Source organism: Lysobacter gummosus (assembly GCF_001442805.1).
GTDB lineage: Bacteria > Pseudomonadota > Gammaproteobacteria > Xanthomonadales > Xanthomonadaceae > Lysobacter > Lysobacter gummosus.
On sequence record NZ_CP011131.1, the window covers coordinates 2,248,909 to 2,261,540 of the forward strand.

The window sequence follows — 12,632 nt, forward strand, 5'->3', positions numbered from 1 at the left end:
CGGGTGATAGCGCGCCGCGACATCGGCGATAGCGCAACTGCCAGTTACGAAATGTGTGCCGAAGAATGCGCCGGACACCGAAAAAACGCGCTTCGGCGGTTTTTTTTGTTACGTCAGTTGAATGGCTATTGGGCGCGTTTTCATGATGGCTCGATCTTCTTGGCGTACGGGCGAGCCAATATTTCCGCAACCGACAGTTGCGCTAAATCGCGATCACCGCAACCAATTAACACCTCATTCGAAATATTCTATAAAACAGGCTTGCAACGTCGGCTGCAATGCACGATGTTGCTTCCGTATCAGAGGCTCAGGCCATGCGGATGCAGACGTCTCGCCAGCAAAAGGATTTCGAATGAGCATCTTCGGTCGAATGTTGAAGAACATCATGAGTCCTAGCCGCTCTTCAGCACTGATTCCTCCAGAAGTTCCCGCTCAACTGCGTGAACTGCTCAGGGACTACCCGGCGTATGTCGAAAGTTTACAAACAGTCCTGAATGAATTCGCAGAGCCGACGCCCCGAGTGCAGCCGTTGGACGAGGCCATCTGGGCACTTCAGAACCGGCTCGACCGCTTCCTTCAAGAGGCCGTTCGACAGCTTGAAGTCGCACGGGTCGACGGAAACCTCTTGTTGATCGACGAGGCCAGCCGCGCAAGATCGACGATGGGCCGCGCGCTCCTGAGTTTCGACAGCGATCCTGACGGGCTTGGGCGCTACTTCAAGCTGCACAAGAAGGCATTCGAATGACTTCCCAAGAGCGCGCGTTGGACATAAGGATCGGCGAGACGATTTTCTGGGATCAGATCGTTCCTGACAGCGGTATGGAGCAGGCCGCATCCCACTCCCAACCCAAGGCGATCTTCTTGGTGGGCCAACCGGGCGCAGGGAAAAGCGCCCTGACAGGCATGGCGAGAGCAGACCTGGGCAATGACCTGATCATGATCGACCCGGACAGGCTCCGGAGTTATTGGCCGGGTTTGCGCGAGCTGCGCAACGCAAACCCATACACCTGGTCTCTCGATACCGACCACGATGTCGGTCTATGGGCCGCCGCCTTGCAAGAGGTAGCGGTTCGAGGCCGTAAGAACATCATCATTGATACCACATTGAACGACGCGGAAAGCCTGCTCGAACAGATACGGCTACTGCAGGCCGAGGGCTATGAAGTTCAAGTTCGAGCCGTGGCCGTGCATAGAATGGAGAGCGAGCTCGCCGCCGATGCGCGCTTCCTGAGTGGCTTCCTGAGGGATGGCCACGGTCTTTATCACCAAGAAACCTTTCGTAAGCAATGCTACGAGAACATGCCAAGCAGCTTGGACTATGTGCGCAGTCAAACAGAAATTCCGATCCGCATCTTCAATTGCGATGGTCTGGAGATCTATGACAGCCGCATCAACCCGGCGCCGCCAGGAGCGGCACTTGAACAAGCCCGCGAGGCCCGGCTTGCCAATCCAAAAGTGACCAAGGCAGTGCATATGGGGTTGCAAAAGCAATTGGCCCTGCACCAAGACCTTCCCGAGATACTTGCTCGTATGACCGGGGCACCGATGGCCTGAAGTGGAAGCTTTGCTGAACTGACCGCTCCCGTGGCTCTGTTCAAATTGCTACAACAGTTCCTTTGCAGATCGGCCTCTGGCTAGGCGTTTCCCGCACTGCCCTGAATGAAACAAGGATTTTTTATGTCTAAGTTGCCCCCGCCTCCGGTTCCCTCCGTGTTGCGCGAAATCCTCAAGGACTACCCCGAACATATCGAACGCCTGCAAGAGCTTCTTGCTGAGTTTGTTGAGCCAAAGTCGAGATTGCAGCCATACGACGAGGCGGTGTGGACGCTTGAGGATGCAATGAGCGGCTTCCTCGGCGATGCCAACAAAGAACTCAAGGCCGCAGAGGCTAGTGGTGACGCGGTAGCCATTGAGAAGGCGGCCGCCAAGGCGAAAGTAATGTCTCGTGCTCGCTCCGGAAATATCGGCCTTGGAGGAAGGTCGCTCCAAGAGCTGTGGGAATACTTCCAGGCGAATAAGGAGGCCTTCGAATGAGTGCTTCCGATGAACATGCCAAGCAGCTTGGACCATGTGCGCAGTCAAACAGGAATTCCTATCCGCATCTTCAATTGCGATGGTCTGGAGGTCTATGACAGCCGCATCAACCCGGCGCCGCCAGGAGCGGCGCTTGAACAAGCCCGCGAGGCCAGGCTTGCCGATCCAAAGGTGACCAAGGCAGTGCATATGGGCTTGCAAAAGCAATTGGCCCTGCACCGGGACCTTCCCGAGATACTTGCTCGCATGACCGAACCGCCAATGCCATGAGGTGGGAGTTTTGATGTCGGATTGATTCCTTCCGAGGTTCTGTTCAAATTGCTTGAACTGCTCCATTGCCGGTCAGCCTGTGGCCATGCGTTTCCCAGCTTTGCTTTACATGGAATAAGGATCTTTATGTCTAGACTGACTCCCCCGCCGGTTCCCTTCAAATTGCGTGAGATGCTTAAGGGCTATCCCGAACACCTTGCGCGGCTGCAAGAAGTTCTGAATGAATTTGCTGAGCCTCAATCGCGTGTTCAGCCGTTCGACGAGGCCGTATGGGCGCTTCAAGATACCCTCGAAGCCTTCATGCATGAAGCGGAGGCCGAACAGAAAGTGGCTGAGTCCGATAACGATCCTGAGGCTGTCGAGAAGGCAAAAGAGAAGGCATCGTTGATGTCGCGCGCGAGCTTCAAGCATCGTTGGATCGACGATGAGGGGCTGGAGAAATACTTCGAAGAGAACAAGGGGGCGTTCGAGTGAACGCGCCGGGCATGGATAAGGAGGCGCATGCGAAGATTTTTGCCGAGCGAGTACTTCCAGACAGTGGTTTCAGCGAGGCGACTACGCAGGCTAAGCCCAGAGCGATCATCCTGGCCGGGCAGCCCGGGGCCGGTAAAACCGGGCTGGTGAAAGAGGCGATGCGAGAGTTCAAGGGCGATGCGGTGTTGGTCGATCCGGATGAGTTGCGAAAATACGTTCCGAACCTAAAGGAACTGCAACAGGCCAAGCCCCTCGGCTGGTCGGGGGATACCCTTAAGGATTCGAGCAAGTGGGGCAACCAGTTGAATCGCCCAGGGTTTCGTAGACATCTCGCAGCCATAAACTATGGCTTAAGTGGAGGTGGTTATGAGCGCGAAGCGATACACCGATGAGTTCAAGATCGAAGCGGTCCGTCAGATCGTGGAGTACGGGCGGCCGGTGGCCGAAGTAGCCGAGCGCCTGGGCGTGTCGGTGCACAGCCTGTACGGCTGGCGGCGTCAGCAAGGCAAAAGCGATGTGGTTCGTCGTGTGGAAAAAGATCAGAACGCGGACGTGCGACGCCTGAAGGCAGAACTTCGGCGCGTGACTGAAGAACGAGACATCCTAAAAAAAGCCGCCGCGTACTTTGCCAAGGGGTAAAGGTGAAGTACGCCTTCATGAAGCAGCACGCCGACGAGTTCGGCCTGGCCGCAATGTGCCGTGTCTTGGGCATAAACCGCAGCGGTTACTACGCTTGGCTTCACGCGCCGGCCAGTGCGCGTGCACGCGACGACCAACGTCTGTTGGGATTGATCAAGCACAGTTGGTTGGAAAGCGGCTCGATCTACGGCCATCGCAAGATCACCACGGACCTGCGCGAGTTGGGTGAAACGTGCAGCAAACACCGCGTTGCGCGTTTGATGAAGCAAGAAGGGCTGCGCGCCATGGTGGGCTACGGCCGGCGGCCGCGGCCGTTGAGCGGGCCGATCGGCGCCGTCGCCAACAACGTGCTGGCGCGTGAGTTCACAGCGCAAGAACCCAATCGGGCCTGGGTGACCGACATCACCTACATTCGCACCCACGAAGGCTTCTTGTACTTGGCCGTCGTGCTCGATCTGTTCTCCCGCAGGATCGTGGGCTGGGCCACGCGTCCAACGCAGCACTCCGATCTGGTGCTGCAGGCGCTGCTAGCGGCGGTGTGGCGACGCAAGCCCGCGCCTGGTTTGCTCTTGCACTCGGATCAAGGCAGTCAGTTCACGAGCGAAGACTGGCAGAGCTTTTTGAAGGCCCACGGCATCGTGTGCAGCATGAGCCGACGCGGTAACTGTCACGACAACGCCGCGATGGAAAGCTTCTTCCAGTTGCTCAAGCGCGAACGGGTTAAGCAACGGATCTACCATACCCATGACAAAGCACGAGGCGATGTGTTCGATTACATCGAGCTGTTCTACAACCCCAAACGACGGCACAGTTCCAACAATGGCCTGTCCCCGATAGAGTTTGAAAGGCGGTACGCACTAAACGGCTGACGACTGTCTACAAAAACCTGGGCGATTCAGCACTTCCGAAAAGTGCGGGGCTTAAGGTGACGATAAGACCCTCTCTGCTCTCGCAGTCACTAACCAAAAAGACCGCTCCGGAACCCCGGGGCGCTCTTGTTCCCACCCAAACCGCAACGAATTACGGGCTGGTCCGCAACGTCAACGCATACGCACTCAAGATCGAGTTGATAGGCGTGTAGTAGCTGTTACCGCGCCCCGTCCGCCCCTGCCGCCCCTTGCAGCTGCCGCTACCGCCCGACAGCACGCCCTGCGCTTGCCCGGCGCTGGTGATGAACGAGCCGCCCGAGTCGCCGCCTTCCGCGCAGGCGGTGGTCTGGATCAGCCCGGTGACGGTGCCGTCCGGCGGGCCGGTGTCGTCGGCGTAGGACGCGGTGCGGAATATCAGGTCACGATAAGGTCGTCGGGCAACCGGACGGCGACAGTTGAGGGAGTGGCCCGTATCCGCCGAAGAGTGAGGGCGCTGGTTTAATGCCGGAAGGGCGAGCGCGCAGCGGTGTTGCCGTATCTTGTGAGACGCTTGAGTAGAACAACTTGTATATGGAGCGCAATCAGATGGATGAAGATATCAAAGGTGTCGAAGAGGGAAAGGGTGGTCGCGTGCTTTCATCCGCGGCGAAGCTGTTGGCTATTGGGGCCGTTCTTGCTTCATTGGGTGGCGTGTTCCTTCACCTGTGCGGATACATCGCGCAAAGAAGCTATCTGCGTGCATTTAATGTCGACCCTGACAGCTTCAAGCGTGAAGTCGATTGGTTGATGGTCAGCGGGTACTACTCGATCGTTCAACTCAGCTCGTCACTGGCGAAGTCTGTGTTCAGCTGGCCATCCCTCTGGCTTTTGCTCTTATTGACTGTTGCTGTCGTGATCGTTCGATTGAGATCTTTTTTAGAGTCGCCTGAGCGGGCGAAGAAGATCAGAGCGGACGTGAGCGCTCAACCGTCCAAGAAGGCAAAATGGCCGAGATTCTTAATTGAGTCATTTCTCTTCTCCGGGCTTGGCTGGAGCGGCAGCTACTTGCTCGTGATGTGCACTATTTTGATAGTCCTTATCCCCGGAGTGATGGGGGAGAAATTTGGTGAAGAGGCCGCCAGCAGGGACGCATCCAATTTCGAAAAAGGATGCCTCGCAAACAATCCATGCTCCGAGTTTTGGAAGGATGACCGGAAGATCGCATCTGGATTCGTGCTTGCGACGTCGTCGGAACAAATCGCGTTCTTTGATACGCAGTTGAATATGGTGCGGCAAGTGGAACGTTCCGGTATGGAAGTGCGATCTCCCATTAACCCGAAGTTCGCGCCCGAGGGCAAAGGCGCGGCGACCACGCAAACGAGTGTGGGAAGTCCGCCCTGATCGTCATTCTCGATCTCAAAAAAAAGCGCCCCGGATTTCCGGGGCGCTCATGTTTTACACCTGACTCGCGATCGCTTACGGGCTGGTCCGCAACGTCAACGCATACGCACTCAAGATCGAATTGATAGGCGTGTAGTAGCTGTTACCGCCACCCGTGCGCCCCTGCCGACCCTTGCAGCTGCCGCTACCGCCCGACAGCACGCCCTGCGCTTGCCCGGCGCTGGTGATGAACGAGCCGCCCGAGTCGCCGCCTTCCGCGCAGGCGGTGGTCTGGGTCAGGCCGGTGACGGTGCCGTCCGGCTGGCCGGTGTCGTCGACGTAGGACACGGTGACGTTCTTGGTGCGGATCGCGCCGCAACGCCAGCCGCTGGTGCGGCCGGAGCGGCACAGCGCGGCGCCGACGGCGGCTTCGGTGCTGCCGTGCACGGTGACGTCGCCGCTGCCGTAGCCGTAGACGCTGGCCGAGAGGGTGTGGGTGCTATCGACCTGGACCCAGCCGCGGTCGGGGCCGGTCTCGTTGCCGTCGGGCATGGTCGAGGCGGCGAACGCGCCCAGGCGCACGCCCGGGACCCACTGCGAGTCTTCGTTGTAGACCACTTCGCCGGCGTTGCCGCAGTGGCCGGCGGTGGCGAAGCCCGGGGTGGTGCTCTTGGTCACCGGGAAGCCGACCGAGCAGGCGTACAGATAGCCGTCGCCCGGGTTGCGCAGGTAGCCGCGGCCGCCCTGGATGGCGATGCGGCGCTGCGGGGCTTCGGCCATGGTTTCGAAGCGCACGGCGGTGGTGTCCAGGCCGCTGCGGGCGACGAAGTCGACGGCGGTGTCTTCCGCGCCGGGGGCCACGCCGACGATCACGCTGTTGCTCGGCAGGTCCACCGCCCAGCTGTACACGCCCTTGGGCGCCTTGCCGTTGCGCGCCAGTTGGCTGTCGAGCTGGCCCTTGGCGGCGTTGAGCGCGCTCAGGCTGTGGCGGGCCTGGCGGGTTTCGATGCCGGCCGCGGCCTTGGCCGCCTTGATCGAGGTGGTGGCGGCGACGAAGCCGAACGAGCCGTCGGCCTTACGTTCCAGCCAAGCGCCGGCGAAGTTGCGGCCCAACTGTTTTTCCACGGCTTTTTCCTGCTGAGCGGCGAGGCGCTCGGCCTTGAGGTACTCGGTCACTTGGGTGCCGGACAGGCCGAGGTCGCGCTGCATGGCCGCCTTCAGGCCGGGGGCCAGGTCGTCGGCGGCGAGGGCCGCGCCGGAGACGGTCATGGCGACGGTGGCGGTGAGGATCGACAGACTGAACTTACGCATTCCGAAACTCCTGGGCTAAGAGGGACGCGAACTGCAGTGGCGACCCGCCGGGCGCTGGCGCCGGTCCTTTGGCGTTGGGGCAACGTTTTGGCGGGCCGTAATGGTTACAACGGCTACCAATTGGCACCCCCCTACGCGCGACTGGGATTTATGGCGTGTTTTTTGTGCGATGGATGGCGCATTTCATGAGTGCCGGGTGTGGGTTTTGGTACATGAATGGCATCGCGATCGTGGCTCGACCGTTGTCGCGGGTGGTGGGGCGGCGTTTGGCGACCCGGCGGCGGGCGTCCGGCTCGGCCGCGATCGGCGTTAGCCGGGGTCGTTTGAATTAGAGCGTGAAGCCCGCTGCGTCCTCGCCGCCGATCCGCTGAGAGGCTCGGCGCGGGGGCTTTTCGCTGTCCGGATGTTTTGCGGTCGCGCGTCCCGGGCGGCGAACGGATACCCCGGCATCGCGACGACGATTGCCGCTGTCAAACGCCTGCGGTCCGCGCCATCTGTTTCTTGCGAGCGCCGGGCGATGCGGATCGCTGCCGCGATATGGCTCGCCCGGTCGATCGCATGCTCGCGTTTTGTTCGCGGCACGCGGCACGCGGCACGCGGCACAGCGGTCGCATCGTCGCCTGTCGTGGTCGCGGTCTCCGCGGACGAAAAAAAGCGCCCCGGAATCCCGGGGCGCTCGACTCGCACTTCGTCAACGATGGATTACGGGCTGGTGCGCAAGGTCAACGCATACGCGCTGAGGATCGAGTTGATCGGCGTGTAGTAGCTGTTGCCGCCGCCGTTGTTGCCCTGGCTGCCCGAGCAGCTGCCGCTGCCGCCGGAGAGCACGCCCTGCGCCTGGCCGGCGCCGGTGATGAACGAACCGCCGGAATCGCCGCCTTCGGCGCAGGCGCTGGTGCGGGTCAGGCCGGTGACGGTGCCGTCCGGATTGCCCGCGTCGTCCACGTACGACACGGTGTTGTTCTTGCTGCGAATCGCGCCGCAATGCCAGCCGCTGGTGCGGCCGGAACGGCACAGCGCGGCGCCGACGGCGGCTTCGGTGCTGCCGCGCACGGTGACATCGCCGTTGCCGTAGCCGTAGACGCTGGGCGACAGCGTGTGCGTGGTATCGACCTTGACCCAACCGCGATCGGGGCCGGTCTGGCTGCCGCTGGGCATGGTCGAAGCCGAGAACGTGCCGACGCGGACGCCCGGGTTCCACTGCGAGACTTCCTGGTAAACGATCTCGCCCACGGTGCCGCAATGGCCGGCGGTGGCGTAGCCCGGCGTGCTGCCCTTGGTCACGGTGAAGCCGACCGAGCAGGCATACAGATAGCCGTCGCCGGGATCGCGCAGCATGCCGCGGCCGCCTTGCACGGCGATGCGGCGCTGCGGCGCTTCATTCAAGGTTTCGAAGCGCACCACGCGCGCATCGAGCCCGCTGCGGGCGACGAAATCGACACCGGCTTCTTCCGCGCCCGGCGCGACGCCGACGACAACGCTGTTGCTGGGCAAATCCACGGTCCAGCTGTACACGCCCTTGGGCACCTTGGCGCTGCGCGCGAGCAGGCTGTCGAGCTGTGCCTTCGCCGAATTGAGCGCGGCGAGGCTGTGACGCGCCTGACGCGTTTCGACACCGGCGACGGCCTTGGCGTTCTTGATCGACGTGCTGGCCGCGACGAAACCGAAGGAACCGTCGGCCTTACGCTCGACCCACGCACCGGCGAAGTTGCGGCCCAACTGCGCCTGCACGGTTTTTTCCTGCTGCTCGGCCAGACGTTCGACCTTGAGGTACTGGCTCAGCTGCGTGCTGGACAAACCCAGATCGCGCTGCATGGCCGTCTTCAACGCGGGGGAGAGATCGTCGGCGGCGAAGGCCGCGCCGGATACGGTCATGGCTACGGTGGCAGCGAGAACCGACATACTGAACTTACGCATATCCAAAAGCTCCTTAAGCAAAGAGAGGGATGCGAACAGAAGTTGCGGCGGGCCTGGGGCAAGTCGCGGATGTGTGCAGTGAAATGTCTAACGCTCAGTCGGGCCGCACTGACTAGAACGGGCCCTCATCGCCGCACCCCTACGCGGAAAGTGAGACGTCATCGGTGGTTCTGGAAACCACATAAAAAGCGCGGTTTGGCGCACACTTTTCTGCATTCGTTGTTTGCCGAATGAGGCGTGTGCAGGGTGCGACGTTCATTGCGCGGCGTGTGGCTGCGCTTCGATCATGTTTTGGAACATGAACCGATGTGACGTAGACACGTTATCGTGTCGGAGCGATTTGGCTTGGATCGCTCGGGGTTTTTAGCGCAAGACTCTGCGGCTATGCCTTAGTACGAATGTCCCGGTGCATCCGGATTTCTTCGCGATTGTCTTTGCACTCAGCGAGCAGATAGCGACTCGGGTGTTGTGTTGAGATGCCGATATCCATTGCTGAGTACGCTTTGGCATCGAATCGAATTGCGCGAGTTTCTTCATCCGATGAGTGTTGTCGAAGTCGAGCCTTGCACTCACTGCGGTTCCGTCGGCAGAGGATAGATGTGGATCGCGGTGACGCAGCGATAAGTTACGGGCGTCGTGTTGATACGCAGTGCCATTGCGTTTCAATAGCATCGGCATCGATGCTCGGCCGGTCAACGCGTCCCGCCCGCCGCGCATCCTTCAATGAAGACGATGTGTACTTACGCATGCGACGCAATGCGACTCGACGCGAACCGCAAGCCTATGTTCGCTACCCGTGAAGAGCGGCCCACCTCGATTAGACCCGCTATTAACCGCCCAGCCCTCAGCGTGAACCACCGCCGGATCCAGCCGGAGCCGACGTCTTACGAGGACGACTCAGATGGGCAACGACACGAAGCAGACCGGGCCGAAGCAGCAGCGACAAGGGAACGGGGACGGGCCGCCGGGCGGGCAGGGACATCAGCCACTCCCGGGCGAGAATCCGTTGTCCGACGACGCGAAGGCCAAACGCAAGCATGTTCAGAATGCGGACTTGCCGCCGGGAAAGGGGCATCAGCCGTTGCCGGGCGAGGACTCGCAGCCGGACGATTGAAAGAGGCGATCGAGCGTGGGTTCGATTGAATCGGCCACGTTCGGCCCTGTTCCCACCATCAATTTATAGCGCGCCGGGGGGATTGCGGCAAGGCCCTTGGCGTGCAACACAATCCGCGCCCTACGCCGAAACCGGCGGATTGGGAGCAGCGAAATGCGTATTTTGTTATCGACGTACGGGTCGCGCGGAGATGTCGAGCCGATGGCGGGTCTTGGAGCGCAGTTGCAGGCGCTCGGCGCGCAGGTGCGGGTGTGCGCGCCGCCCGATCAGGAATTCGCGGAGCTGCTGGAACGCGCCGGGGTGCCGCTGGCGCCGGCGTTCTCCTCGGTACGCGAGTGGGTCGGCGAAGCGTTGAAGCGGCAGGCGGCGGAACCGCCCGAACGCAAGGGCGAGACGATCGCCACGCACGCGGCCCGGATCGTCGCCTCGCAGTACGCAGCGATCTGCGCGGCCGCGCAAGATTGCGATGCCATCGTCGCGGCCGGTCTGTTTCCTTCAACCGCCGCCGCGCGCTCGGTGGCCGAGCGCATGGGCATCGGCTATGTGTACGCGGCCTATTGCCCGCTGTTCCTGCCGTCCTCACACCAGCGGCCTTACGAGTATCCGGGCCATCCGCTGCCGGCGGACGTGAGCGACAACAAGCAGCTGTGGGAGTTCGACATTCAGGCCAAGAACGCCTTGTTCGGCGCCGGCATCAACCATCTGCGCGCGTCGGTCGGTCTGCCGCCGGTGGACAACGTCCGCGATCACGTCCTGACCGAGCGCCCGTGGCTGGCGTCGGACCCGACGCTGTGTCCGTGGCCGCCGACCAGCCTGCGCGAGGTCGTGCAGACCGGCGCGTGGATCCTGCCCGACGAACGTCCGCTGCCGGATGCACTGCTCGCGTTCCTCGATGCCGGCGCGCCGCCGGTGTATGTCGGCTTCGGCAGCATGCCGATGCAGGGGTTGAAGGAATCGGCGCGCGTGGTCATCGAGGCGATCCGCGCGCAGGGCCATCGCGTATTGCTCTCGCAAGGCTGGGCCGAGTTGGCCTTGAGCGACGATCGCGCGGATTGCTTCGTCGTCGGCGAAGTCAACCAGCAGGCCTTATTCCGCCGCGTCGCCGTCGTCGTGCATCACGGCGGCGCCGGCACGACCACGACGGCCGCGCGTGCGGGTACGCCGCAGGTGGTGGTGCCGCAGATCGCCGATCAGCCGTACTGGGCCGGTCGCGTCGCCGACCTGGGCATCGGCGTCGCGCACGCCGGGCCGAGCCCGAGCATGGAGTCGTTCTCGGCTGCGGTCGATACGGTGTTGAGCCGCGGGGTTCGCGCACGTGCCAGCGCGGTGGCGGGCATGATCCGCATCGACGGCGCGGAAGTGGCGGCGAAGTTGTTGGTCGATGCGTTCGGGCAGGGGCAGCGCCGCGGCTGACGGCAAGAGGCACCGCCCCAAAACGCATTGGAGCGGTGTCGGCAAGGTTTGGACTGAGTCGGCGGATTACGACGACTCAGTCCGAGCCGTCAACCGGTGCCACCGCTGCAAGCCGGGGCGGTCTTAGACGAAGCATGAAATTCGATCAGCAACCCGAGATCGCTCTGGGTCGGCGCCAGAAACGCTTCACCGAGTGCGCCGCGATAGCCGGTGAGCTGGGTTTCATACCCGCGTTCGACGCGGATTTTCGCGATGTCGAGATCGGCCACGCCGATGCTGAGTCCCAGCAATTGCGGGCCGCCTTCGCGCAGGGCGTCGGCGGCGATGCCCGGGCCGTCGGGTTGCAGCGCCAGCAGGCGTTTGCCGTTCACCGGTACGCAGTAACCTTGCGCGGCGATCTGCGGGAAGCGAATGGGCTTCGCGCCGGCAAGCCCGAGCCGCTCGAATTGTTTGCGGTCGGCGTCGGCGTCGGCGGACAGCAGCCAGATCGAGGTCAAGGCTTGCGCGCCGTTGGGGTGCTGCGGCGCGATTTTGTGCTCGGACACGCGCGCCGGCGTGGTCTTGAGAGTGGCGTAGTCGATGAAGAACAGGTTGCTCGACAGCGGGGCGTGTTCGAAGGCGAACAGGCGCCAGCGCGGCGGCGCCGACGGGCCGTCGCCGTCCGGGTCGTTGAGCGCGGCGGTGAAGATCGGCGTGGGCGCGAGGGATTGTTGTTGCGCGAACGCATGCGCTTGTTCGAGCACGGTCGAACGCAGGCCGAAGGTGCGTGCGCCCGCTCCGCCGCGGAGCGAGGCCTGGTCGGCCTTCATGCCCGGGTCCATCGCGGCGTCGGCGCGGACGATGCCGAACAACTCCATGTAGCTGCGATCGGCCATGCGCACATAGCGGTTGGCGACGCCGTCGGGGTTGCGTCCGGGGCGGACCTGGAACCCGAGTTTCACTGCCATGACTGCGCTGATCTGGTCGATGTCGCGTCCCCACAGCAGGGCGTGGTCGATCTCGTTGCTGTGTTCGGGCGGTGCGGCCGCGCTGGCGGCGGATGGGGCGATGCCCAGGATCAGGGCGGACAGCAGGACGAACCTGCCGGCGATGCGTTTGCTGCGCTGGAACTTCATTCCGACTTCCTAGTGGCCACGGTGCGATTGCCGCGCAGCATGCGAGGACGCGCGGGTCGCAGGCGAGCACAAACGGCCGGTGGCGGACATGGATGGATGATTTTGCGTGGTGCGATC

Annotated in this window: 14 protein-coding genes; 10 read left to right on the top strand and 4 right to left on the bottom strand. The window is 62.3% G+C overall.

The features are described from left to right. Positions 1-352 precede the first annotated feature (352 nt). From LG3211_RS25565 to LG3211_RS09350, 7 genes are all read left to right on the top strand, one after another. Positions 353-745, top strand: a complete 393-nt coding sequence (locus LG3211_RS25565; protein ID WP_148648819.1) for a hypothetical protein — start codon at positions 353-355, stop codon at positions 743-745. Next, positions 742-1,554: a zeta toxin family protein gene (locus LG3211_RS09330; protein ID WP_057942591.1), complete on the top strand. Its 813-nt coding sequence runs from the start codon at positions 742-744 to the stop codon at positions 1,552-1,554. Before LG3211_RS25565 ends, LG3211_RS09330 begins: the two co-directional genes overlap by 4 nt. A gap of 123 nt (positions 1,555-1,677) precedes the next feature. Next, entirely contained in the window at positions 1,678-2,034 is a 357-nt protein-coding gene (locus tag LG3211_RS09335) for a hypothetical protein (RefSeq protein WP_237049861.1), read from the top strand. A 9-nt stretch (positions 2,035-2,043) separates the two neighbouring features. Continuing rightward, positions 2,044-2,304 carry a hypothetical protein gene (locus LG3211_RS25570; RefSeq protein ID WP_148648820.1) on the top strand — a complete coding sequence of 87 codons (261 nt, stop codon included), beginning with the start codon at positions 2,044-2,046 and terminating at the stop codon, positions 2,302-2,304. A gap of 126 nt (positions 2,305-2,430) precedes the next feature. Continuing rightward, positions 2,431-2,778, top strand: a complete 348-nt coding sequence (locus tag LG3211_RS09340; protein WP_148648821.1) for a hypothetical protein — start codon at positions 2,431-2,433, stop codon at positions 2,776-2,778. A gap of 11 nt (positions 2,779-2,789) precedes the next feature. Beyond that, a complete protein-coding gene (locus LG3211_RS24820; protein ID WP_083512419.1) occupies positions 2,790-3,170 on the top strand; it encodes a zeta toxin family protein in 381 nt (126 codons plus the stop codon). Next, positions 3,145-4,286 (top strand): IS3 family transposase gene (locus tag LG3211_RS09350; RefSeq protein WP_148648703.1). Its coding sequence is split into 2 segments (ribosomal slippage): positions 3,145-3,382 and positions 3,382-4,286, totalling 1,143 coding nucleotides; the frame shifts between segments, so codons are not numbered across the junction. The genes LG3211_RS24820 and LG3211_RS09350 overlap by 26 nt, the downstream gene beginning before the upstream one ends. 151 nt (positions 4,287-4,437) lie before the next feature. On the opposite strand, the gene LG3211_RS27315 is transcribed toward LG3211_RS09350, so the two are convergent. Beyond that, positions 4,438-4,590 (bottom strand): hypothetical protein, encoded by a 153-nt coding sequence (locus tag LG3211_RS27315; protein ID WP_343123786.1) that lies wholly within the window; start codon positions 4,588-4,590, stop codon positions 4,438-4,440. Between the two features lie 281 nt (positions 4,591-4,871). On the opposite strand from LG3211_RS27315, the gene LG3211_RS09355 reads away from it, so the two are divergent. Then, positions 4,872-5,666, top strand: a complete 795-nt coding sequence (locus LG3211_RS09355; protein WP_148648822.1) for a hypothetical protein — start codon at positions 4,872-4,874, stop codon at positions 5,664-5,666. 75 nt (positions 5,667-5,741) lie between these two features. Here the strand turns inward: LG3211_RS09355 and LG3211_RS09360 are convergent, their stop codons facing one another. Together LG3211_RS09360 and LG3211_RS09365 are read right to left on the bottom strand one after the other, a co-directional pair. Next, positions 5,742-6,956, bottom strand: a complete 1,215-nt coding sequence (locus LG3211_RS09360; protein WP_057942594.1) for a S1 family peptidase — start codon at positions 6,954-6,956, stop codon at positions 5,742-5,744. A 702-nt stretch (positions 6,957-7,658) separates the two neighbouring features. Continuing rightward, entirely contained in the window at positions 7,659-8,873 is a 1,215-nt protein-coding gene (locus LG3211_RS09365; RefSeq protein WP_083512420.1) for an alpha-lytic protease prodomain-containing protein, read from the bottom strand. 901 nt (positions 8,874-9,774) lie between these two features. Here LG3211_RS09365 and LG3211_RS09370 point away from each other — a divergent pair. Together LG3211_RS09370 and LG3211_RS09375 are read left to right on the top strand one after the other, a co-directional pair. Next, complete coding sequence (locus LG3211_RS09370; protein ID WP_057942596.1) at positions 9,775-9,987, top strand: hypothetical protein; 213 nt, start codon at positions 9,775-9,777, stop codon at positions 9,985-9,987. Positions 9,988-10,188: 201 nt separating this feature from the next. Then, on the top strand, positions 10,189-11,400 hold the full coding sequence (locus LG3211_RS09375; RefSeq protein WP_237049862.1) for a glycosyltransferase: 1,212 nt from the start codon (positions 10,189-10,191) through the stop codon (positions 11,398-11,400). An 89-nt stretch (positions 11,401-11,489) separates the two neighbouring features. On the opposite strand, the gene LG3211_RS09380 is transcribed toward LG3211_RS09375, so the two are convergent. Next, positions 11,490-12,515: a VOC family protein gene (locus LG3211_RS09380; RefSeq protein WP_057942598.1), complete on the bottom strand. Its 1,026-nt coding sequence runs from the start codon at positions 12,513-12,515 to the stop codon at positions 11,490-11,492. Positions 12,516-12,632 lie beyond the last annotated feature (117 nt).